The organism is Streptomyces triculaminicus, from assembly GCF_017349075.1.
GTDB lineage: Bacteria > Actinomycetota > Actinomycetes > Streptomycetales > Streptomycetaceae > Streptomyces > Streptomyces triculaminicus.
On record NZ_JAFMOF010000003.1, the window covers coordinates 753,713 to 778,149 of the forward strand.

Sequence of the window (24,437 nt, forward strand, 5' to 3'; positions counted from 1 at the left end):
ACCGACCCAACTGAATACCGACGACAACTGCAAGTGCACGAATGTCACGCGCGCCATGTGTCCACGGGGCATGTGGCGTGCGTGGTGAGGAGAGTCTTTTGAGCCACCCGCACCCCGAACTCGGTTCGCCGCCGAAGCTCCCGAAGGGCGGCCTGCGCGTCACCCCGCTCGGCGGCCTCGGCGAGATCGGCCGCAACATGACGGTCTTCGAGTACGACGGCCGCCTGCTGATCGTCGACTGCGGAGTGCTCTTCCCCGAGGAGGAGCAGCCCGGAGTCGATCTGATCCTGCCGGACTTCACGTCCATCCGTGACCGGCTCGACGACATCGACGGCATCGTGCTCACGCACGGTCACGAGGACCACATCGGAGGTGTCCCCTACCTCCTCCGCGAGAAGGCGGACATCCCGCTGATCGGCTCCAAGCTGACCCTCGCCCTGATCGAGGCGAAGCTCCAGGAGCACCGCATCCGCCCCTACACCCTCGAGGTCGTCGAGGGCGACCGCGAGCGCCTGGGCCCCTTCGACTGCGAGTTCATCGCGGTCAACCACTCCATCCCGGACGCCCTGGCCGTCGCCATCCGCACCCCGGCCGGCATGGCCGTGCACACCGGCGACTTCAAGATGGACCAGCTCCCGCTGGACCGTCGCCTGACCGACCTGCCCGCCTTCGCCAAGCTCGGCGAGGAGGGCATCGACCTGCTGCTCGTGGACTCCACGAACGCCGAGGTCCCCGGCTTCGTGCCGCCGGAGCGCGACATCTCCGGCGTCCTGCGCCAGGTCTTCGCGGGCGCCCAGAAGCGCATCATCGTGGCGAGCTTCGCCAGCCACGTCCACCGCATCCAGCAGATCCTCGACGCCGCGCACGAGTACGGCCGCCGGGTCGCCTTCGTCGGCCGCTCGATGGTCCGCAACATGGGCATCGCCCGCGACCTGGGCTACCTGCGGGTGCCGGCCGGCCTCGTCGTGGACGTCAAGACCCTCGACGACCTGCCGGACGACGAGGTCGTGCTCGTCTGCACCGGCTCCCAGGGCGAGCCGATGGCCGCGCTGTCGCGCATGGCCAACCGCGACCACCAGATCCGGATCGTCCAGGGCGACACCGTCATCCTGGCCTCGTCCCTGATCCCGGGCAACGAGAACGCGGTCTACCGCGTCATCAACGGCCTGACCCGGTGGGGCGCCAACGTCGTGCACAAGGGCAACGCCCGCGTCCACGTCTCCGGCCACGCCTCGGCGGGCGAGCTGCTGTACTTCTACAACATCTGCAAGCCGAAGAACCTGATGCCGGTCCACGGCGAATGGCGCCACCTGCGCGCCAACGCCGAGCTCGGCGCCCTGACCGGCATCCCCAAGGACCACATCGTCATCGCCGAGGACGGCGTCGTCGTGGACCTGGTCGACGGCAAGGCGAAGATCGTCGGCAAGGTGCAGGCGGGCTATGTGTACGTGGACGGCCTCTCGGTCGGCGACGTCACCGAGGCCTCCCTCAAGGACCGCCGCATCCTCGGCGACGAGGGCATCATCTCCGTCTTCGTGGTCGTCGACAGCACCACGGGCAAGGTCGTCAGCGGCCCGCAGATCCAGGCGCGCGGCTCGGGCATCGAGGACGCGGCGTTCAACGCCGTCGCCCCGAAGATCGAGGAAGCCATCGCCAAGGCCGCCGCCGACGGCGTCGCCGAGCCGCACCAGCTCCAGCAGCTGGTGCGCCGCACGGTGGGCAAGTGGGTCTCCGACAGCTACCGCCGCCGTCCGATGATCCTCCCGGTCGTGGTTGAGGTCTGACGTCACGTCAGCCCTACGGGACGGCCGCCCCGGCTCGATTTGCATCCGGGTGCGGCCGTCCAGTACGTTTACGTCTCCACCGCAGCGGGAACGCCGAGCGCCTAGTGCGCCAGGCGGATCTGGAAAGCGGATGGAAATCCGACTCAGAGAAAATCTGATAAAGTCGGAAACCCCCGCCAACGGGGACCGGAAATGAAATCCGAACCACTGCTTCGAATGTGAAGCGGTAAGGAACGGAAAACGGATCTGGTAAGGTTGGAAACAACGAAGGGAAGCGCCCGGAGGAAAGCCCGAGAGGGTGAGTACAAAGGAAGCGTCCGTTCCTTGAGAACTCAACAGCGTGCCAAAAGTCAACGCCAGATATGTTGACACCCCGTCCATCTCGATGGATGAGGTTCCTTTAAAAGTCCTACCGGATCCTTTGCGGATCGGGTGGGCACACACAGCGAGGACGCTGTGAACGACCGGGCCTATTCCGCCTGGTTGTTCCGCTCAACGCGAGTGTGAACCGGATTACCGGTAAACATTCACGGAGAGTTTGATCCTGGCTCAGGACGAACGCTGGCGGCGTGCTTAACACATGCAAGTCGAACGATGAAGCCCTTCGGGGTGGATTAGTGGCGAACGGGTGAGTAACACGTGGGCAATCTGCCCTGCACTCTGGGACAAGCCCTGGAAACGGGGTCTAATACCGGATACGACCTTCGAGCGCATGCTTGAAGGTGGAAAGCTCCGGCGGTGCAGGATGAGCCCGCGGCCTATCAGCTTGTTGGTGGGGTAATGGCCTACCAAGGCGACGACGGGTAGCCGGCCTGAGAGGGCGACCGGCCACACTGGGACTGAGACACGGCCCAGACTCCTACGGGAGGCAGCAGTGGGGAATATTGCACAATGGGCGAAAGCCTGATGCAGCGACGCCGCGTGAGGGATGACGGCCTTCGGGTTGTAAACCTCTTTCAGCAGGGAAGAAGCGAGAGTGACGGTACCTGCAGAAGAAGCGCCGGCTAACTACGTGCCAGCAGCCGCGGTAATACGTAGGGCGCAAGCGTTGTCCGGAATTATTGGGCGTAAAGAGCTCGTAGGCGGCTTGTCACGTCGGATGTGAAAGCCCGGGGCTTAACCCCGGGTCTGCATTCGATACGGGCAGGCTAGAGTTCGGTAGGGGAGATCGGAATTCCTGGTGTAGCGGTGAAATGCGCAGATATCAGGAGGAACACCGGTGGCGAAGGCGGATCTCTGGGCCGATACTGACGCTGAGGAGCGAAAGCGTGGGGAGCGAACAGGATTAGATACCCTGGTAGTCCACGCCGTAAACGTTGGGAACTAGGTGTGGGCGACATTCCACGTCGTCCGTGCCGCAGCTAACGCATTAAGTTCCCCGCCTGGGGAGTACGGCCGCAAGGCTAAAACTCAAAGGAATTGACGGGGGCCCGCACAAGCAGCGGAGCATGTGGCTTAATTCGACGCAACGCGAAGAACCTTACCAAGGCTTGACATACACCGGAAACGGCCAGAGATGGTCGCCCCCTTGTGGTCGGTGTACAGGTGGTGCATGGCTGTCGTCAGCTCGTGTCGTGAGATGTTGGGTTAAGTCCCGCAACGAGCGCAACCCTTGTCCTGTGTTGCCAGCATGCCCTTCGGGGTGATGGGGACTCACAGGAGACTGCCGGGGTCAACTCGGAGGAAGGTGGGGACGACGTCAAGTCATCATGCCCCTTATGTCTTGGGCTGCACACGTGCTACAATGGCCGGTACAATGAGCTGCGATACCGCGAGGTGGAGCGAATCTCAAAAAGCCGGTCTCAGTTCGGATTGGGGTCTGCAACTCGACCCCATGAAGTTGGAGTTGCTAGTAATCGCAGATCAGCATTGCTGCGGTGAATACGTTCCCGGGCCTTGTACACACCGCCCGTCACGTCACGAAAGTCGGTAACACCCGAAGCCGGTGGCCCAACCCTTGTGGAGGGAGCCGTCGAAGGTGGGACTGGCGATTGGGACGAAGTCGTAACAAGGTAGCCGTACCGGAAGGTGCGGCTGGATCACCTCCTTTCTAAGGAGCACATAGCCGACTGCGAGCGAATGACTCGCACGGTTGCTCATGGGTGGAACGTTGACTATTCGGCACAGTTCTTGAGGGATCACTAGTACTGCTTCGGCGTGGAACGTGAATCTTGAAAGACTGGGCCGGGCACGCTGTTGGGTATCTGAGGGTACGGACTTCGGTCTGAACCTTCGCGATGCCGGCCCCGGTAAAGCTTTGCTTCGGCAGAGTGTGACGGGTGGCTGGTCGTTGCTTGAGAACTGCACAGTGGACGCGAGCATCTGTGGCCAAGTTTTTAAGGGCGCACGGTGGATGCCTTGGCACCAGGAACCGATGAAGGACGTGGGAGGCCGCGATAGGCCCCGGGGAGCTGTCAACCGAGCTTTGATCCGGGGGTGTCCGAATGGGGAAACCCGGCAGTCGTCATGGGCTGTCACCCGCTGCTGAACACATAGGCAGTGTGGAGGGAACGCGGGGAAGTGAAACATCTCAGTACCCGCAGGAAGAGAAAACAACCGTGATTCCGGGAGTAGTGGCGAGCGAAACTGGATGAGGCCAAACCGTATGTGTGTGATACCCGGCAGGGGTTGCGCATGCGGGGTTGTGGGATCTCTTTTTCATGGTCTGCCGGCCATGAGACGAGTCAGAAACCGTTGGTGTAGGCGAAGGACATGCGAAAGGTCCGGCGTAGAGGGTAAGACCCCCGTAGCTGAAACATCAACGGCTCGTTTAAGAGACACCCAAGTAGCACGGGGCCCGAGAAATCCCGTGTGAATCTGGCGGGACCACCCGCTAAGCCTAAATATTCCCTGGTGACCGATAGCGGATAGTACCGTGAGGGAATGGTGAAAAGTACCGCGGGAGCGGAGTGAAATAGTACCTGAAACCGTGTGCCTACAAGCCGTGGGAGCGTCGCGCATCAAGCTTGCTTGGTGCGTCGTGACTGCGTGCCTTTTGAAGAATGAGCCTGCGAGTTTGCGGTGTGTTGCGAGGTTAACCCGTGTGGGGAAGCCGTAGCGAAAGCGAGTCCGAATAGGGCGATTGAGTAGCGCGCCCAAGACCCGAAGCGGAGTGATCTAGCCATGGGCAGGTTGAAGCGGAGGTAAGACTTCGTGGAGGACCGAACCCACCAGGGTTGAAAACCTGGGGGATGACCTGTGGTTAGGGGTGAAAGGCCAATCAAACTCCGTGATAGCTGGTTCTCCCCGAAATGCATTTAGGTGCAGCGTCGTGTGTTTCTTGCCGGAGGTAGAGCACTGGATAGGCGATGGGCCCTACCGGGTTACTGACCTTAGCCAAACTCCGAATGCCGGTAAGTGAGAGCGCGGCAGTGAGACTGTGGGGGATAAGCTCCATGGTCGAGAGGGAAACAGCCCAGAGCATCGACTAAGGCCCCTAAGCGTACGCTAAGTGGGAAAGGATGTGGAGTCGCAGAGACAACCAGGAGGTTGGCTTAGAAGCAGCCACCCTTGAAAGAGTGCGTAATAGCTCACTGGTCAAGTGATTCCGCGCCGACAATGTAGCGGGGCTCAAGCGTACCGCCGAAGTCGTGTCATTCACACAATAACCCCAACGGGTGTGTGGATGGGTAGGGGAGCGTCGTGTGCCGGGTGAAGCAGCCGCGGAAGCGAGTTGTGGACGGTTCACGAGTGAGAATGCAGGCATGAGTAGCGATACACACGTGAGAAACGTGTGCGCCGATTGACTAAGGGTTCCTGGGTCAAGCTGATCTGCCCAGGGTAAGTCGGGACCTAAGGCGAGGCCGACAGGCGTAGTCGATGGACAACCGGTTGATATTCCGGTACCCGCTTTGAAACGCCCAATATCGAATCAGGCGATGCTAAGTCCGTGAAGCCGTCCTGGATCCTTCGGGTGAAGGGGAGTGGTGGAGCCGACGAACCAGACTTGTAGTAGGTAAGCGATGGGGTGACGCAGGAAGGTAGTCCAGCCCGGGCGGTGGTAGTCCCGGGGTAAGGGTGTAGGCCGTGTGATAGGCAAATCCGTCACACATTAAGGCTGAGACCTGATGCCGAGCCGATTGTGGTGAAGTGGATGATCCTATGCTGTCGAGAAAAGCCTCTAGCGAGTTTCATGGCGGCCCGTACCCTAAACCGACTCAGGTGGTCAGGTAGAGAATACCGAGGCGTTCGGGTGAACTATGGTTAAGGAACTCGGCAAAATGCCCCCGTAACTTCGGGAGAAGGGGGGCCATGTCCGGTGATGAGTCTTGCACTCTGAGCTGGGTGTGGCCGCAGAGACCAGCGAGAAGCGACTGTTTACTAAAAACACAGGTCCGTGCGAAGCCGTAAGGCGATGTATACGGACTGACGCCTGCCCGGTGCTGGAACGTTAAGGGGACCGGTTAGCTCTGTTTCGACAGGGCGAAGCTGAGAACTTAAGCGCCAGTAAACGGCGGTGGTAACTATAACCATCCTAAGGTAGCGAAATTCCTTGTCGGGTAAGTTCCGACCTGCACGAATGGCGTAACGACTTCTCGACTGTCTCAACCATAGGCCCGGTGAAATTGCACTACGAGTAAAGATGCTCGTTTCGCGCAGCAGGACGGAAAGACCCCGGGACCTTTACTATAGCTTGATATTGGTGTTCGGTTCGGCTTGTGTAGGATAGGTGGGAGACTGTGAAGTCATGGCGCCAGCCATGGTGGAGTCGTCGTTGAAATACCACTCTGGTCGTGCTGGATGTCTAACCTCGGTCCGTGATCCGGATCAGGGACAGTGTCTGGTGGGTAGTTTAACTGGGGCGGTTGCCTCCTAAAGAGTAACGGAGGCGCCCAAAGGTTCCCTCAGCCTGGTTGGCAATCAGGTGTTGAGTGTAAGTGCACAAGGGAGCTTGACTGTGAGACCGACGGGTCGAGCAGGGACGAAAGTCGGGACTAGTGATCCGGCGGTGGCTTGTGGAAGCGCCGTCGCTCAACGGATAAAAGGTACCCCGGGGATAACAGGCTGATCTTCCCCAAGAGTCCATATCGACGGGATGGTTTGGCACCTCGATGTCGGCTCGTCGCATCCTGGGGCTGGAGTCGGTCCCAAGGGTTGGGCTGTTCGCCCATTAAAGCGGTACGCGAGCTGGGTTTAGAACGTCGTGAGACAGTTCGGTCCCTATCCGCTGCGCGCGCAGGAGTCTTGAGAAGGGCTGTCCCTAGTACGAGAGGACCGGGACGGACGAACCTCTGGTGTGCCAGTTGTCCTGCCAAGGGCATGGCTGGTTGGCTACGTTCGGGAGGGATAACCGCTGAAAGCATCTAAGCGGGAAGCCTGCTTCGAGATGAGGACTCCCACCCACTTGATGGGGTAAGGCTCCCAGTAGACGACTGGGTTGATAGGCCAGGTGTGGAAGACCGGTAACGGTTGGAGCTGACTGGTACTAATAGGCCGAGGGCTTGTCCTCAGTTGCTCGCGTCCACTGTGTTAGTTCTGAAGTAACGAACTCGCCTTGCTGGCTGGAGTTCTAACTTTATAGTGTTTCGGTGGTCATAGCGTTAGGGAAACGCCCGGTTACATTCCGAACCCGGAAGCTAAGCCTTTCAGCGCCGATGGTACTGCAGGGGGGACCCTGTGGGAGAGTAGGACGCCGCCGAACTAATATTAAAAAAGCTCTGATGTGTGGACTTCGGTTCACACATCAGAGCTTTTTTGTTTTCACGATGAACTATGCGGGGTCATGCGGCGTTAACGTCGCGCGGGCACCATCCGCGGCATGGGGACTGAAGAGCGGCTGGCAGCCGCAGGGGTAGGGCCCGGAGATGACGTCGTCGTGCCGTCGTACGCGCCTGCCGCGGTCGCGGAGGCGGTGCGCGCACTCGGGGCGCAGCCCGTCTTCGCCGACATCGATCCGGCCGGCTACTGCCTCGACCCCGCCTCGGCGGCCGGCGCCATGACGCCTCGTACCGCCGCCGTCGTGGCCGTACACCTCTTCGGTCACCCTGCCGACCTGACGGCCCTACGGCTCGTCGCCGCCGCCCACGGCGCGCTTCTCCTCGAGCACACGGACACCGCGGACCTCACGGCTCTCACCCGTACGGAGGCGGAGACGTCCCGGCGTCGGGCCAACGCCGCGTACCTCACCTCTCGTCTGACCGGCGTCCTCACGCCCGTCGTCGCCCCGGGGGTCGTGCATCGCTTCGACTCCTACGTCGTGCGCGTCCCCGGCAACGGCCGGCCGGACCGGGATGCCTTCGCGCGTGCTCTTCGCGCTCGTGGTGTGCGGTGCCGTGTGCCCGTACGGACGCCCGTGCACCGTATGCCGCCGTTCCGCCGGGAGTTGTGGCTGCCGGAGACCGAGCGGGCCGCCGGCGAATGCCTCGAGCTGCCCGTGGCCGCGGAGCTGACGCGGCGGGACCTGCAGCGCCTGGTCTCGGCGTGCAATGCCCTGGGCGGTCTGGTTCCGCTTGCCGCGGCCTAGTGGTCAAAAGCCCGTGCGAGCATCGGGTATGCTTTATCTCGTTGCCGGCCCCAATAGCTCAGTCGGCAGAGCGTCTCCATGGTAAGGAGAAGGTCAACGGTTCGATTCCGTTTTGGGGCTCCATAACAAGAAGGCCCCCGCCGTTCGGCGGGGGCCTTCTTGCTGTCGTCACTCCTGCGGCTCGGGGACGCGCATCGCGAGGATGGCCATGTCGTCCGAGGCCGGTTCGGCGGCGAAACGTTCGACCGCGCGCAGGATCCGGGCGGCCACGGCGCCCGCCGTGAGGCCCGTACACGTCGTCAGGACGTCCGTCAGGCCGTCGTCGCCCAGCATGCGGGTTCCCTCGCGGCGCTCGGTGACGCCGTCCGTGACGCAGAGCAGGACGTCGCCGGGGTCCAGGGTGACCGTCTGCTCGTACAGCTCGAGGTCCTCCATGACGCCCAGCAGCGGTTGCGGATCGGCGGCGGGCTCGACCGTGCCGTCCTGGCGCAGGCGCAGCGGGAGCGGGTGGCCGGCGCAGACCACCTTCAGGAGGGCGCTGCCGTCGGGCTGGGGCCACAGCTCGCCGTAGAGGAGCGTGAGGAAGCGGCTGCGGGCGCCCTCGTCGAGGATGGCCGCGTTCAGCCGCTGCAGCACCGCGGGGCCTCCGAAGCCCTCGCGGGCCAGCAGGCGCAGGGCGTGGCGGGCCAGGCCGGTGACGGCGGCGGCCTCAGGTCCCGTGCCGCAGACGTCGCCGATCGCGAAGCCGTACGCGCCGTCGCGGATGGGGAAGATGTCGTAGAAGTCGCCGCCGACCTCGTTGCCCTCGCCCGCCGCGCGGTAGATGACCTCGACCTCCACGCCGGGGACGTCCGGCAGTTCGGGCGGGAGGAGGCTGCGCTGGAGGCTCTGGCTGATGGCGGTGCGCTCGCTGTAGAGCCGGGCGTTGTCCAGCGCGAGCGCGGCCCGGCGGGAGAGGTCCTCGGCGAGTTCCAGGATCTCCTGGCGGAAGTGGTCGTCGGTGGGCTTGCCGAGCGTGAGCATGCCGATGACGCGGTTGCGGGCGACGAGCGGCAGGACGACCGTCTCGCCGCCGACCGCGGCCGCCGTGGCGAGCGAGGTGCCCGGGGCGGGCATGTTGCCCGTGGTGTCGGCGAGGCCGAGGCTGCGCAGAGAGGTGCGCAGGGCGGCGGAATGGGCGGCCTCGGTGGGGGCGGTCCAGACGCGGGCGCCGGGGGTGGGGACCGGTTCGGGCGGGGCGACCTTGACCAGCAGGGCCTTGAGGCCGTCGATGCGGTCCTCGTCCTCGTGCAGGACGTAGGAGAGCTCCGGCTCCGAGGACTGGTCGGCGATGGTGTAGACGGCGCACCAGGCGGCGAGGGTGGGGACGGTCATCTGGGCCATGAGGGCCAGCGTCTGGTCCCGGTCGAGGGTGCCGGCGAGCAGGTCGGAGGCCTCGACGAGGAAGGAGAGCGAGCCGCGGCGGAGGCGTTCCAGCTCGCCGAGGCGGGCGGATTCGACGGCCAGGGCGATGCGGTCGGCGGCGAACTGCAGGCGCAGGGCTTCTTCGTTGCCGTAGCGCCGGGGCGACTCGGCGGCGACGCCGAGCGAGCCGGTGAGGCGGCCCTCGACCTTGAGGGGAACGGTGACGACCGAGCGCATGCCGGTGTCGTTGAGGAGGGGCACGGCGCCGGGGACGGCGGCGAGGTCGTCGTGGACGGCCGGCATCCGGGCGGAGCCGTAGCGTCCGGTGCCGGCTTCGACGGGGACCCGGGCGAAGCGCTGGCGGGTGGAGGGCAGACCGGTGGAGGCGCGGACCTCCAGCTCCGTCTCGTCGTCGGTGGCGAGCAGGAGATAGGCGGAGTCGCCGTCGAGCATGTCGCGCGCTCGTTCGACGGTGCGCTGGAGCAGTCCGTCGAGGTCGTCGGGGGCGGGGGAGCCGATGAAGACCTCGAAGGGGTCGGCGGAGGTGCCGCGCTCGCCGGTGCCCGAATCGCCGGCGGGGGAGCGGGGCGGGCTCTGCAGGACGGCGCGCTCCTCGTCCCGTACGAGCAGGCAGACGGTCGAGGGGGCGCCGGCGGTGTCGCGGACGCGCAGGTGGGAGGCGTAGACGGGGAGGACGCGGCCGTCGGCGCCCCTTATGCCGTAGGAGCCTTCCCAGCGGGAGAGGCGCAGGGCCTCGGCGATGCCGGTGGAGGTGCCGGGGGTGTGGGGCCAGGCGGCGAGGTCGGTCAGCGGCTTGCCGAGGATCTGGTCGGGTGGGAAGCCGAAGAGCTCGTGGGCGTCCTCGTTCCAGGCGGTGATGGCGCCCGTGCGGTCGATCTGGACGACGGCGACGCGGACGCGGGTGTCGGCGATCGGGAGCGCCTCGGCGGGGAGCGCGGGGCCGGCGGAACGGGTGCCGGCCGGGCGGTCGGGCAGGTCGAGGCGGAACCACACGGTCTTCGCGGTGGCGGTGTACTCGACGCCCCAGCGGGAGGCGATGGCCGCGCACAGGAGCAGGCCGCGGCCGCCCTCGCGGTCCAGGCTACCGAACTGGCGTCCGGGTTCCTGCAGCGGAACTTCGCGTTCGGGGTAACGGTCCGCAACCTCCACGCGCACACCGGTGTTCATACGTACGCAGAGCACGTCCGCATGAGTGCCTGCGTGGACGACGGCATTGGTGACGAGTTCGCTGGTCAGGACGACGGCGTCGTCGATGATGTCGGGGAAGCCCCAGCCCTGGAGGGTGTCCCGGACGAAGGCCCGGGCGGCGGCGACCGAGCGTCCGACCGGCTCGAAGGTGGCGGCTGCCCGCGCGGTGATCACAGGTCTCCTCGTGTACGTCTCGGCGATCTGCTCACCCATGTGCAGCGCCCCTCCATTGCCCTGGCCGGATGCCAGGTTACTTACCTCCGCCGGGTGCGCGGATGGCGGTGCACAGGGATTCCACCTTGCGGGGTGCGGGCGGACCGTGTGCGATGCTGCCGACTGTTATGGCCTGGTAGGGCCGGGGTGAAACACTGGGAAAGCTCGAAGCGGAAGCCCGGCGAGAATGATCGACCCAGCGGGAGGGACACGGTGGAGTCTGGCGCAGCGGCGCGGGGCGCAAGCACGCGCGCGAAGGGCGGACGGTCCCGGCCCAATGGAACCACGGAGGTGGACGCCGCAGCGCTGAACCGGTTGCTGTCGGCGCTCGAGGCGATGCGGGACGGGAACTTCCGCAAGCGTCTGACGGTCTCCGGTGACGGTGTGATGGCCGAGATCGCCGCCGTGTTCAACGAGGTGGCGGACCGCAATCTGCAGCTGACCGGTGAGCTGGCCCGGGTGCGGCGGGTGGTCGGTCGTGAGGGAAAACTCACCGAGCGCCTGGAGGTCGGGGCCTGCGAGGGCGCCTGGGCGGCGGCGATCGACGCCTCGAACGCCCTGGTCGACGATCTGGTGCGGCCGGTGTCCGAGGTGGGCCGGGTGCTGTCGGCGGTGGCCGAGGGCGACCTGGAGCAGCGGATGGACCTGCGCTCCCAGGGCGCGGACGGCGCGGCGCATCCGCTGCGGGGCGAGTTCCTGAAGGTCGGGCGTACGGTCAACGGCCTGGTGGACCAGCTCTCGGCGTTCACCGACGAGGTGACCCGGGTGGCCAGCGAGGTGGGTACCGAGGGCAAGCTCGGCGGCCAGGCCCGGGTACGCGGAATGTCCGGTTCGTGGAAGGACCTCACGGACTCCGTCAACACGATGGCGTCCCGGCTGACCGCCCAGGTGCGTGACATCGCGCTGGTGACGACCGCGGTCGCCAAGGGCGATCTCTCCCGCAAGGTCACGGTCCATGTGGCCGGAGAGATGCTGGAGCTGAAGAACACCGTCAACACGATGGTCGACCAGCTGTCCTCCTTCGCCTCCGAGGTCACGCGCGTGGCCCGGGAGGTGGGCACGGAGGGCGAGCTGGGCGGCCAGGCGCAGGTGCCCGGGGTCGCCGGGGTCTGGAAGGACCTCACCGACTCGGTGAACCTCATGGCGGGCAACCTCACCGCCCAGGTGCGCGGCATCGCGCAGGTGACGACGGCCGTCGCGAACGGCGACCTGTCGCAGAAGGTCACGGTGACGGCGCGTGGCGAGGTCGCGCAGCTGGCCGAGACGATCAACCAGATGACGGAGACGCTGCGCACGTTCGCCGACGAGGTCACCCGGGTGGCCAACGAGGTGGGTGCCGAGGGCCGGCTGGGCGGTCAGGCGGCGGTGCCGGGTGCGGCGGGTACGTGGAAGGACCTCACCGACTCGGTGAACACCGCCTTCCGTAACCTCACCGGCCAGGTGCGGGACATCGCGCAGGTGACCACGGCGGTGGCCAACGGCGATCTGGGCCAGAAGGTGACCGTCGACGTCTCCGGCGAGATGCTGGAGCTGAAGAACACCGTGAACGGCATGGTGGACCAGCTCCAGTCCTTCGGCGCCGAAGTGACGCGTGTGGCGCGGGAGATCGGTGTCGAGGGCGAGCTCGGCGGTCAGGCGGCGGTGCCGGGTGCGGCGGGTACGTGGAAGGACCTCACCGACTCGGTGAACACCGCCTTCCGCAACCTCACCGGCCAGGTCCGCAACATCGCCCAGGTGACGACGGCCGTCGCGAACGGCGACCTGTCGCAGAAGGTCACCGTCGACGTCTCCGGCGAGATGCTGCAGTTGAAGAACACCGTCAACACGATGGTGGACCAGCTCTCGTCCTTCGCCGACCAGGTCACCAGGATGGCGCGGGACGTGGGCACGGAGGGCCGGCTCGGCGGCCAGGCCCGCGTGGACGGCGTCAGCGGCACCTGGAAGGAGCTGACCGACTCCGTCAACTTCATGGCGGGCAACCTCACTTCCCAGGTGCGGCAGATCGCTCAGGTGACCACGGCGGTGGCGCGTGGTGATCTGTCGCAGAAGATCGACGTGGATGCCCGGGGCGAGATCCTGGAGCTGAAGAACACCATCAACACGATGGTCGACCAGCTCTCCGCCTTCGCCGAGCAGGTCACGCGGGTGGCCCGCGAGGTCGGCACCGACGGCCGGCTCGGCGGGCAGGCGCAGGTCCCGGGCGTGGCGGGCGTATGGCGTGACCTGACGGACTCGGTCAACGGCATGGCGGGCAACCTGACAGCCCAGGTCCGCAACATCGCCCAGGTCGCCACGGCGGTGGCGCGTGGTGATCTGTCGCAGAAGATCGACGTGGATGCCCGGGGCGAGATCCTGGAGCTGAAGAACACCATCAACACGATGGTCGACCAGCTGTCGTCCTTCGCCGACCAGGTCACGCGGGTGGCCCGGGAGGTGGGCACCGAGGGCATCCTGGGCGGCCAGGCGGAGGTCCAGGGGGTGTCCGGCACCTGGAAGGACCTCACGCAGTCGGTCAACTTCATGGCCAACAACCTGACATCGCAGGTCCGCAACATCGCCGAGGTCACCACCGCGGTCGCCAAGGGCGACCTGTCGAAGAAGATCACCGTCGACGCCAAGGGCGAGATCCTCGAGCTCGTCACCACCGTGAACACGATGGTCGACCAGCTGTCGGACTTCGCCGAGCAGGTCACCCGCGTCGCCCGCGAGGTGGGCACCGAGGGCCAGCTCGGCGGCCAGGCGCGGGTGCGCGACGTCACCGGCATCTGGAAGGACCTCAGCGACAACGTCAACCTGATGGCCAACAACCTGACCAGCCAGGTGCGGAACATCTCGCAGGTCGCCGGCGCGGTCGCCAACGGCGACCTCACCAAGAAGGTCACCGTCGAGGCGCGCGGCGAGGTCGCCCAGCTCGCCGACACCGTCAACACGATGGTCACCACCCTGTCGTCCTTCGCCGACGAGGTCACGCGCGTGGCCCGCGAGGTGGGCACCGACGGCATCCTCGGCGGCCAGGCGCGGGTGCCCGGCGTGAGCGGCACCTGGAAGGACCTCACCGAGTCGGTGAACTCGATGGCGTCCAACCTGACCGGCCAGGTCCGCAACATCGCCATGGTGACCACCGCCATCGCGCAGGGCGACCTCACCAAGAAGATCGACATCGACGCGCGGGGGGAGATCCTCCAGCTGAAGACGACCATCAACACGATGGTCGACCAGCTGTCCTCCTTCGCCGACCAGGTCACCCGCGTCGCCCGCGAGGTGGGCACCGAGGGCCAGCTCGGCGGCCAGGCCCGGGTGCGCGACGTCGACGGCACCTGGCGCGACCTGACGGAGTCGGTCAACGAGATGGCGGGCAACCTCACCCGCCAGGTGCGGGCCATCGCCGAGGTCGCCACGGCCGTGACCCGCGGCGACCTCAACCTCAAGATCGACGTCGACGCGGCCGGCGAGATCCTGGAACTCCAGGACAACATCAACACGATGATCGCCAACCTCCGCGAGACCACGCTGGCCAACAAGGAGCAGGACTGGCTCAAGGGCAACCTCGCCCGGATCTCGGGCCTCATGCAGGGCCGCCGCGACCTGCAGGACGTGGCGGGGCTCATCATGAGCGAGCTCACCCCCGTCGTCTCCGCGCAGCACGGCGCGTTCTTCCTGGCGATGCCCACGGACCCGCAGGAGGCCGAGCGGGACGAGGACGCCTACGAGCTGCGCATGCTCGGCTCGTACGGCTACTCGATGGGCGCCATGCCCACCTCCTTCCGGCCGGGCGAGTCGCTCATCGGAACGGCGGCCAAGGAGAAGCGGACGATCCTGGTGGAGAACGTCCCGCCGGGCTATCTGAAGATCGCCTCCGGGCTGGGCGAGGCCCCGCCGGCCCATGTGATCGTGCTGCCGGTGCTGTTCGAGGGCCAGGTGCTGGGCGTGATCGAGCTGGCGTCCTTCCAGCCGTTCGCCCAGATCCAGAAGGACTTCCTGAGCCAGATCGCCGAGATGATCGGCACCAGCGTCAACACCATCAGCGTGAACACCAAGACCGAGGTGCTGCTCAAGCAGTCGCAGGAGCTGACCGAGCAGCTGCGCGAGCGGTCGGCCGAGCTGGAGAACCGGCAGAAGGCCCTGGAGATCTCCAACGCCGAGCTGGAGGAGAAGTCCGAGCGGCTGGCCCGGCAGAACCGCGACATCGAGGTCAAGAACACCGAGATCGAGGAGGCCCGGCAGGTGCTGGAGGAGCGCGCCGAGCAGCTCGCGGTCTCCATGCGCTACAAGTCCGAGTTCCTGGCCAACATGTCGCACGAGCTGCGCACCCCGCTCAACTCGCTGCTGATCCTGGCCAAGCTGCTCGCCGACAACGCCGAGGGCAACCTCTCCCCGAAGCAGGTCGAGTTCGCCGACACCATCCACGGCGCGGGCTCGGACCTGCTGCAGCTGATCAACGACATCCTGGACCTGTCCAAGGTCGAGGCGGGCAAGATGGACGTCAGCCCGAGCAGGATCGCGCTGGTCCAGCTCGTGGACTATGTGGAGGCGACGTTCCGGCCGCTGACGGCGGAGAAGGGCCTGGACTTCTCGGTACGGGTCTCGCCGGAGCTTCCGGCCACGCTTCACACCGACGAGCAGCGGCTGCTGCAGGTGCTGCGCAACCTGCTCTCGAACGCGGTGAAGTTCACCGACACGGGCGCCGTCGAGCTGGTCATCCGCCCGGCCGGCGCGGACGTGCCGGACAGCATCCGGGAGCAGCTGCTGGAGGCCGGTTCGCTGCGCGACGCGGACGGCGAGATGATCGCCTTCTCCGTCACCGACACCGGCATCGGCATCGCGGCCAGCAAGATGCGGGTCATCTTCGAGGCGTTCAAGCAGGCCGACGGCACCACCAGCCGCAAGTACGGCGGCACGGGCCTGGGGCTGTCCATCAGCCGGGAGATCGCGCGGCTGCTGGGCGGTGAGATCGACGCGGCCAGCGAGCCGGGCCGGGGCTCGACGTTCACGCTCTACCTGCCGCTCAACCCCGGCGAGCTGCCGCCGCACGCGTACCCGCAGCCGGAGTCCGGCGGTGCCGTCGCCGGCCTGGGGGCGGCGCCGGGCGGGGGCGAGCTGGAGAGCTCGCCCGCGCGGCAGGCCGCGGGGCTCGTCCTGCGCCGCCGCCGGGCCGCGCAGGCGGCCGGGCAGGCCCAGGCGCTGTCCGCGGCCGCCCACGGCGAGAGCCCGGTCCCGGGCGCGCGGACGTCCCGTACGGCTCCCGCGCCGCACGAGCCGTGGCTGACCGGCGCGTACACCGGCATGGGCCAGCCCGCGGAGACCGGTTTCGGCGGCACGTTCCACGGCGAGAAGGTGCTGATCGTCGACGACGACATCCGCAACGTCTTCGCCCTCACCAGCGTGCTGGAACAGCACGGGCTGTCGGTGCTCTACGCGGAGAACGGCCGCGAGGGGATCGAGGTGCTGGAGCAGCACGACGACGTCGTGGTGGTCCTGATGGACATCATGATGCCGGAGATGGACGGCTATGCCACGACGGCCGCGATCCGCAGGATGCCGCAGTTCGCGGGGCTGCCCATCATCGCGCTGACGGCGAAGGCGATGAAGGGGGACCGGGAGAAGAGCATCGATGCCGGTGCATCCGACTATGTCACGAAACCGGTCGATACAGACCATCTTCTGACGGTGATGGAGCAGTGGATGCGCGCAGAGTGACGGAATCTTGTTCACCGTTTGACGATCTGCTGACGGAGTGTGGCCGAGGACGTGTGGGGCGGCGGCATTCGGGGAACCTTCTGGTCTCCCACCACGTTTCTGCTACGTGCACAGTGACATCGCGGTGACAGGGTGTGGTGACGGCCGGGGTGCGGCTACCATGACCGGCACAAGGACGGGCGGCGCAAGGGAGTCGTCCCCTGGGGCGGCGCCCGGTACTTCCCCCGGCTCATCGAGCTGGGGAGACCCCAAGCCGGGACGAGGAGGACGGGGCATGGTGCAGAAGGCCAAGATCCTCCTGGTCGATGACCGGCCGGAAAATCTGCTGGCGCTGGAGGCCATCCTCTCGGCGCTCGATCAGACACTGGTGCGGGCATCGTCAGGGGAGGAAGCGCTCAAGGCGCTGCTGACGGACGACTTCGCGGTGATCCTGCTGGACGTTCAGATGCCCGGCATGGACGGCTTCGAGACCGCCGCGCACATCAAGCGGCGGGAGCGGACCCGGGACATCCCGATCATCTTCCTCACCGCCATCAACCACGGGCCCCACCACACCTTCCGCGGCTACGCCGCCGGCGCGGTGGACTACATCTCCAAGCCCTTCGACCCGTGGGTGCTGCGCGCCAAGGTCTCGGTCTTCGTCGAGCTGTACATGAAGAACTGCCAGCTGCGCGAGCAGGCCTCCCTGCTGCGCCTGCAGCTGGAGAGCGGCCAGTCCGGCCGTGCCGGGGCGATAGAACCGCAGGAGCCTGCCGGCCTGCTCGCGGAGCTCTCCGCGCGGCTCGCCGCCGTCGAGGAACAGGCCGAGGCGCTCTCCAAACAGCTGGACGAGTCCGCCGACGCCGCCGCGGTCGCCACCGCCGCCCATCTGGAGCGCAAGCTCACCGGGCTGCGGCGGGCCCTGGACGCCCTGGAGCCCGGCACCGGCAGCGGCGCGAGCCCGCTCCCCGCGCCGAACTGATGACGCCTCGCCACCCTGCTCCTTGACGCCGCGTCACCCTTGTCGCCGCAGCACCACGACACGAACGGGTGAACGCCCGGCCGCACGTGTACCGCGCGACCGACACCGGTAATCTCGGCACCATGGCCTCACGTACGTCCGGCAAGGGTTCCCAGAGCACCGCGGGCAACTCCAAGCAGCGCGCCGGACGTCCCGGGGGCGCCGCCAAGAAGGCGCCCGCCAAGGCGCCCGCGAAGAAGGCGCCTGCCAAGCCCGCGGGCCGTCCGCCCGCGCGCAAGGCGCCCGCCAGGAAGCCCGCCGCCAAGGCGGCGCCCAAGCGGCCCGGCGGCGCCCGCCGCGCCGGGGCCGGGCTGGCGCACGGCGCCGGCGCGCTGTTCCGCGGTGTCGGCCGCGGCGCCAAGGGACTGGACCCGGCCCACCGCAAGGACGGGCTCGCCCTGCTGCTGCTCGGCGCGGCGCTCGTCGTCGCCGCCGGCACCTGGTCGACCCTCGACGGCCCCGTGGGCGACCTCATAAGACTGCTCGTCACCGGCGCGTTCGGCCGCCTCGACCTGGTCGTGCCCGTACTCCTCGGCATCATCGCCGTCCGCCTCTTCCGCCATCCCGAGCGGCCCGAGGCCAACGGACGGATCGTCATCGGCCTGTCCGCGCTGGTCATCGGCGTCCTCGGGCAGGTCCACGTGGCCTGCGGGTCGCCCGGGCGCGACGACGGCTCACAGGCCCTGCAGGACGCCGGCGGCCTGATCGGCTGGGCCGCCTCCAAGCCCCTGCTCTACGCGGTCGGCGAGGTCCTGGCCGTACCCCTGCTGGCCCTGCTCACGATCTTCGGGCTGCTGGTGGTCACCGCGACGCCCGTCAACGCCATCCCGCGGCGGCTGCGACAGCTCGGCATGCGCCTGGGCGTCATCGAACCCGGGCCGGGCGAGTACGACGCGCGGGCCGAGGAGGCCTACGCCGAGTACGACGACGAGTGGCGCGACGCCGCGCCCGCCCGCCGCCCCCGCCGCGCGCCCGCCGCCGGCCCCGAGGCCGCCGAGGCGCAGGAGCTCGGCAAGCGCCGCACTCCGCGTCGCACGCCCGTCGCGCCCCCGGCGGGCCGCAGCCCGACGCGGTGGACCTCGCGGCCGCTGCCGCGGCGGCGCTGGACGGAGCCGTCCTGCACGGCGTCCAGCCCTCGCCGCTGGTGGCCGACCTCAGCAGCGGGCTCTCGCCGGACGGGGGCCGGGCCGGCGCCCCCGCGCCCGCCCGTGGCGCCGGACGCGCGGGGCGGGCCGCCCCCGAGCAGACCCCCACCGCCGTGCCCGACCTCACCAAGCCCGCGCCCGAACCCGCCGGCGGGCTGCCCGCGCGGGCCGAGCAGCTCCAGCTCGCCGGGGACATCACCTACTCCCTGCCCTCGCTCGACCTCCTGGAGCGCGGCGGCCCGGGCAAGTCCCGCAGCGCCGCCAACGACGCCATAGTGGCCGCGCTGACCAACGTCTTCGCGGAGTTCAAGGTCGACGCGGCCGTCACCGGCTTCACCCGGGGCCCGACGGTCACGCGCTACGAGGTCGAGCTGGGCCCGGCCGTCAAGGTCGAGCGGATCACCGCGCTCACCAAGAACATCGCCTACGCCGTCGCCAGCCCCGACGTACGGATCATCAGCCCCATCCCCGGCAAGTCGGCCGTCGGCATCGAGATCCCCAACACCGACCGGGAGATGGTCAACCTCGGCGACGTGCTGCGCCTGGCGGCCGCGGCCGAGGACGACCACCCCATGCTCGTCGCGCTCGGCAAGAACGTCGAGGGCGGCTACGAGATGGCCAACCTGGCGAAGATGCCGCACATCCTGGTGGCCGGCGCCACCGGCTCCGGCAAGTCGTCCTGCATCAACTGCCTGATCACCTCGCTGATGGTGCGCGCCACCCCCGAGGACGTACGGATGGTGCTCGTCGACCCCAAGCGCGTCGAGCTGACCGCCTACGAGGGCATCCCGCACCTGATCACGCCGATCATCACCAACCCCAAGCGCGCCGCCGAGGCCCTGCAGTGGGTCGTGCGCGAGATGGACCTGCGCTACGACGACCTGGCCGCCTACGGCTTCCGGCACATCGACGACTTCAACGCGGCCGTGCGCGCCGGAAAGGTCAAGCCGCCGGAGGGCAGCGGGCGGGAGCTGACGCCGTACCCCTATCTGCTGGTCATCGTCGACGAGCTGGCGGACCTGATGATGGTGGCCCCGCGCGACGTCGAGGACTCGATCGTCCGCATCACCCAGCTGGCGCGCGCCGCCGGCATCCACCTGGTGCTCGCCACCCAGCGGCCGTCCGTCGACGTCGTCACCGGTCTGATCAAGGCGAACGTCCCCTCCCGGCTCGCCTTCGCCACCTCCTCGCTCGCCGACAGCCGGGTCATCCTCGACCAGCCGGGCGCCGAGAAGCTGATCGGCAAGGGCGACGGGCTCTTCCTGCCCATGGGGGCCAACAAGCCGGTCCGTATGCAGGGCGCGTTCGTGACCGAGGCCGAGGTCGCCGCCGTGGTCCAGCACTGCAAGGACCAGATGACGCCCGTCTTCCGCGACGACGTCACCGTGGGCACGGCGAAGAAGAAGGAGATCGACGAGGACATCGGCGACGACCTCGATCTGCTGTGCCAGGCCGCCGAGCTGGTCGTCTCCACGCAGTTCGGCTCGACCTCGATGTTGCAGCGGAAATTGCGTGTGGGATTCGCCAAGGCGGGCAGACTGATGGATCTGATGGAGTCACGCGGCATCGTGGGGCCCAGCGAGGGCTCCAAGGCGCGTGATGTGCTCGTCAAACCGGACGACCTGGACGGGGTCCTGGCGGTCATCCGCGGGGACGTCTCCTAGCCGTCGCAAAAGATCCCTGACCAACCGTTGCTCTCGAGCATGAGCGGAGTTGAGCGAGGGGGAGGGGCGATGTGCCACCAGCGTTACGCCAGAGCATTCTGATGGCCTACAAAGTCCGGCTTCCCGCTTGCCCGACCGTTTTGTATCCCCCCTAGACTGAATCTCCAGCAGGTGGCTGCACGCTCGAAAGGCGCCCACGTGTCCCTCGGCAACTCTCCAGAAGAGGATGACCGGCCCTCCGTCGAGGACGACCGGACCCCCGTAGAGGATGACCGGCCCTCCGTCGGACGATCCCTCCAGCAAGCTCGTGTCAACGCCGGACTGACCGTGGACGAGGTCAGTTCGAATACTCGTGTACGCGTTCCGATCATCCATGCGATCGAGCAGGACGACTTCACCCGCTGTGGCGGGCGCGTCTACGCCCGAGGACACATCCGCACCCTGGCGCGGGCCGCCGGCGTCGACCCCGCCCCGCTCGTCGCGCAGTACGACGCCGAGCACGGCGGGCGCCCCGCACCCACCCCCGCGGCGCCGCTCTTCGACGCCGAGCGCATCCGCCCCGAGCCCCGGCGGCCCAACTGGACGGCCGCCATGGTGGCCGCCATCGTCGCCGTCGTCGGTTTCGTGGGATTCACGCTCTTCAACGGCGGAGCGGAGAGCGGCCCGGTCTCGGCCGACCCGGCCTCGAGCAAGCCGTCCGCGGCGCCCAGCCACAAGAAGGGCTCGGGGAAGGTCTCCGACCCCAAGGTCGCCGACCCCAAGGCCGAGGCGTCCGCCAGCGCCATCGCCGGCGTCCCGGCCAACAAGGTCACCGTCAAGCTGACCGCCGAGAACGGACAGACCTGGATGTCGGCCAAGGACCACAACGGCAAGCTGCTGGAGGAGGGCGTGCTCAAGCGCGGCGCGTCCAAGACCTTCACCGACAGCAAGCGGATCGACCTGGTGCTGGGCAACGCCGGGGCCGTACAGCTGTTCGTGAACGGCAAAGAGGTCAAGAACCTCGGCGACGACGGCCAGGTCCAGCGGCTGAGCTACACCCGGGGCGACCCCTCGGCGGGCTGACCGGGGCCCGGGCGGACGACGCCGGGCGCGGAGGGCCGGTGGGTGACCAGGCTCTCCGCGCCCGTCGGCCACTCGGCAGCGGATGCGGCGCCGGGACAAAGTAGGCTGAGCCCTATGCCCGAACGCCGTACCGTCGCTCTTGTCACACTTGGCTGCGCCCGTAACGAGGTGGACTCGGAGGAGCTGGCAGGCCGCTTGGCGGCGGATGGCTGGGACCTCGTCGAGGACGCCGCCGACGCCGATGTGGCCGTCGTCAACACCTGTGGCTTCGTCGAAGCCGCCAAAAAGGACTCCGTCGACGCCCTGCTCGAGGCCAACGATCTCAAGGATCATGGCCGTACCCAGGCCGTCGTGGCCGTCGGCTGCATGGCCGAGCGCTACGGCAAGGAGCTCGCCGAGGCGCTCCCCGAGGCCGACGGCGTGCTCGGCTTCGACGACTACGCCAACATCTCCGACCGCCTCCAGACCATCCTCTCCGGTGGCGTCCACGCCTCCCACACCCCGCGCGACCGGCGCAAGCTGCTGCCGATCAGCCCCTCCGAGCGGCAGGGCGCGGGCGAGGCCGGAAAGATCGCCCTGCCCGGTCACGCGCAGGCCGAGGCCCTGCCCCCGGCCGAGGAGGCCCCGGCCGACCTGCCGGAAGGCGTCGCTCCGGCCTCCGGGCCCCGGGCGCCGCTGCGTCGCAGGCTCGAGTCCAGCCCCGTCGCCTCCGTGAAGCTCGCCTCCGGCTGCGACCGGCGCTGCTCGTTCTGCGCCATCCCCTCCTTCCGCGGCTCCTTCATCTCCCGCCGCCCCTCCGACGTGCTGGGCGAGACGCGCTGGCTCGCCGAGCAGGGCGTGAAGGAGATCATGCTGGTCTCCGAGAACAACACCTCGTACGGCAAGGACCTCGGCGACATCCGCCTGCTGGAGACGCTGCTGCCGGAGCTGGCGGCGGTCGACGGCCTGGAGCGCATCCGCGTCAGCTACCTGCAGCCCGCCGAGATGCGGCCCGGCCTCATCGACGTGCTGACCTCCACGGACAAGGTCGCGCCCTACTTCGACCTGTCCTTCCAGCACTCCGCGCCCGGCGTGCTGCGCGCGATGCGGCGCTTCGGCGACACCGACCGGTTCCTGGAGCTCCTCGAGACGATCCGCGGCAAGGCGCCCCAGGCGGGCGCCCGGTCCAACTTCATCGTCGGCTTCCCCGGCGAGACCGAGGAAGACCTCGCGGAGCTGGAGCGTTTTCTGGTAGGGGCGCGTCTGGACGCCATCGGCGTCTTCGGCTACTCCGACGAGGACGGCACCGAGGCCGCCACCTACGATGGCAAGCTCGCCCCCGAGGTCGTCGCCGAGCGGCTGGCGCACATCTCGCGACTGGCCGAGGAGCTCACCGCGCAGCGCGCGGAGGAGCGCGTCGGTGAGACGATCGAAGTACTCGTCGACCGTGTGGACGACGAGGACGGCGTCATCGGCCGCGCGGCCCACCAGGCGCCCGAGACCGACGGCCAGGTGCTGCTCACCATGGACGACGAGCCGGCGCCCGGCCGGATGGTCGTGGCCAAGGTGGTGGCGAGCGAGGGCGTGGACCTCATCGCCGAGCCGCTCGGGATCGAGGGCGGGTGTACCGAGGAGGCGGGCAGATGAGCGGACTCCCGGCCTCCGCCGCAGGAGGTCCGGCACCCACGACGGGCGTGCGGCCGGCCGGGTTGTGGAACATCGCCAACATCCTGACCATGATCCGGCTGCTGCTCGTGCCCGGGTTCGTCCTGCTGATGATGCACGACGGCGGTAACGACCCGGCCTGGCGCTCCTTCGCCTGGGCGGCCTTCGCCATCGCGATGATCACCGATCTGTTCGACGGTCATCTGGCACGCACCTACAACCTGGTCACCGACTTCGGCAAGATCGCCGACCCGATCGCCGACAAGGCGATCATGGGCGCGGCGCTGATCTGCCTGTCCGTCCTGGGCGACCTGCCCTGGTGGGTCACGGGCGTGATCCTGCTCCGCGAGATCGGCATCACGATGATGCGGTTCTGGGTCATCCGGCACGGTGTCATTCCGGCCAGCCGGGGCGGCAAGATGAAGACGCTCGCGCAGGGCGTGGGCGTGGGCATGTACATCCTCATGCTCACCGGGCCGCTGGCCACCCTGCGCTTCTGGGTGATGGCGGTCGCCGTCGCGTTGACCGTCGTGAGCGGTCTCGACTACGTCAAGCAGGCCCTGGTCCTGCGCCGGGCCGGGCGCTCCGGGAAGCCGGCGCGGTGAGCTCGGCGGTGGGCGGCGCCGCCGCGGACGTCCTGGGGGCACTGCTGTCGCGCGGACAGACGGTGGCCGCTGCGGAGTCGCTCACGGGCGGCCTGGTCGCCGCCGAGCTGACCGCCGCACCGGGCGCCTCCCGCACGGTGCGCGGCTCGGTCACCGCGTACGCCACCGACGTCAAGCACGATGTGCTGGGCGTGGACGGGGCGCTGCTGGCCGAGCGCGGAGCCGTGGACGGCGACGTGGCCCGCCGGATGGCCGAGGGCGTGCGGACGCTGCTGGGCGCCGACTGGGGGGTCTCGACGACCGGGGTCGCCGGCCCGGATTCCCAGGACGGCAAGGACGTCGGCACCGTGTTCGTCGCGGTCGCCGGGCCCGGCGGAGCGGGTGCCGTACGACGGTTGTCGCTGGACGGCGGGCGCGCGGAGATCCGCGCCGGGAGCGTACGGGCGGTCCTCGCGCTGCTTATGCGCGAACTCACGGGGAACGCGAGGGCAAAGGATACGGAACACAACGGGGGGAATTGATGTTTGCAGCCCTGAGTGAACACGAC

The 24,437-nt window shown here is 67.8% G+C and carries 9 protein-coding genes, 1 tRNA gene, 3 rRNA genes and 1 pseudogene; 13 read left to right on the plus strand and 1 reads right to left on the minus strand.

Annotated elements, in window-relative coordinates; translation table 11 throughout:
- Positions 1–98 precede the first annotated feature (98 nt).
- The 6 genes from J1792_RS22010 to J1792_RS22035 all read left to right on the plus strand — a co-directional run bounded on the left by J1792_RS22010 (position 99) and on the right by J1792_RS22035 (position 8,370).
- Positions 99–1,784, plus strand: a complete 1,686-nt coding sequence (locus J1792_RS22010) for a ribonuclease J (RefSeq protein WP_086573608.1) — start codon at positions 99–101, stop codon at positions 1,782–1,784.
- Between the two features lie 526 nt (positions 1,785–2,310).
- Positions 2,311–3,834, plus strand: a 16S ribosomal RNA gene (locus tag J1792_RS22015).
- A 276-nt stretch (positions 3,835–4,110) separates the two neighbouring features.
- Positions 4,111–7,233 (plus strand): 23S ribosomal RNA (locus J1792_RS22020).
- Positions 7,234–7,308: 75 nt separating this feature from the next.
- A 5S ribosomal RNA gene (rrf, locus tag J1792_RS22025) occupies positions 7,309–7,425 on the plus strand.
- The 16S, 23S and 5S rRNA genes sit together here, the layout of an rRNA operon.
- A gap of 117 nt (positions 7,426–7,542) precedes the next feature.
- Positions 7,543–8,247 (plus strand): DegT/DnrJ/EryC1/StrS family aminotransferase, encoded by a 705-nt coding sequence (locus tag J1792_RS22030; RefSeq protein ID WP_086568137.1) that lies wholly within the window; start codon positions 7,543–7,545, stop codon positions 8,245–8,247.
- Positions 8,248–8,294: 47 nt separating this feature from the next.
- Positions 8,295–8,370: transfer RNA gene (locus tag J1792_RS22035), tRNA-Thr, on the plus strand.
- A 45-nt stretch (positions 8,371–8,415) separates the two neighbouring features.
- Here J1792_RS22035 and J1792_RS22040 read toward each other — a convergent pair.
- Complete coding sequence (locus J1792_RS22040; RefSeq protein ID WP_086568135.1) at positions 8,416–11,073, minus strand: SpoIIE family protein phosphatase; 2,658 nt, start codon at positions 11,071–11,073, stop codon at positions 8,416–8,418.
- Positions 11,074–11,286: 213 nt separating this feature from the next.
- Here J1792_RS22040 and J1792_RS22045 point away from each other — a divergent pair, with 213 nt between their 5' ends.
- The 7 genes and pseudogenes from J1792_RS22045 to J1792_RS22075 all read left to right on the plus strand — a co-directional run bounded on the left by J1792_RS22045 (position 11,287) and on the right by J1792_RS22075 (position 24,411).
- Positions 11,287–16,770: a HAMP domain-containing protein gene (locus J1792_RS22045; protein WP_086568134.1), complete on the plus strand. Its 5,484-nt coding sequence runs from the start codon at positions 11,287–11,289 to the stop codon at positions 16,768–16,770.
- A gap of 274 nt (positions 16,771–17,044) precedes the next feature.
- Positions 17,045–17,731, plus strand: coding sequence for a response regulator (locus J1792_RS22050; protein ID WP_086568132.1), 687 nt, complete (start codon positions 17,045–17,047; stop codon positions 17,729–17,731).
- 122 nt (positions 17,732–17,853) lie between these two features.
- A pseudogene (locus J1792_RS22055) lies at positions 17,854–20,579 on the plus strand (DNA translocase FtsK).
- Positions 20,580–20,777: 198 nt separating this feature from the next.
- Positions 20,778–21,641: a helix-turn-helix domain-containing protein gene (locus J1792_RS22060; RefSeq protein ID WP_372446148.1), complete on the plus strand. Its 864-nt coding sequence runs from the start codon at positions 20,778–20,780 to the stop codon at positions 21,639–21,641.
- Positions 21,642–21,755: 114 nt separating this feature from the next.
- A complete protein-coding gene (gene rimO, locus J1792_RS22065) occupies positions 21,756–23,267 on the plus strand; it encodes a 30S ribosomal protein S12 methylthiotransferase RimO (protein WP_086566434.1) in 1,512 nt (503 codons plus the stop codon).
- Entirely contained in the window at positions 23,264–23,890 is a 627-nt protein-coding gene (gene pgsA / locus J1792_RS22070; protein WP_086566432.1) for a CDP-diacylglycerol--glycerol-3-phosphate 3-phosphatidyltransferase, read from the plus strand. The genes rimO and pgsA overlap by 4 nt, the downstream gene beginning before the upstream one ends.
- Complete coding sequence (locus J1792_RS22075; protein ID WP_372446150.1) at positions 23,887–24,411, plus strand: CinA family protein; 525 nt, start codon at positions 23,887–23,889, stop codon at positions 24,409–24,411. The genes pgsA and J1792_RS22075 overlap by 4 nt, the downstream gene beginning before the upstream one ends.
- Positions 24,412–24,437: the final 26 nt, after the last annotated feature.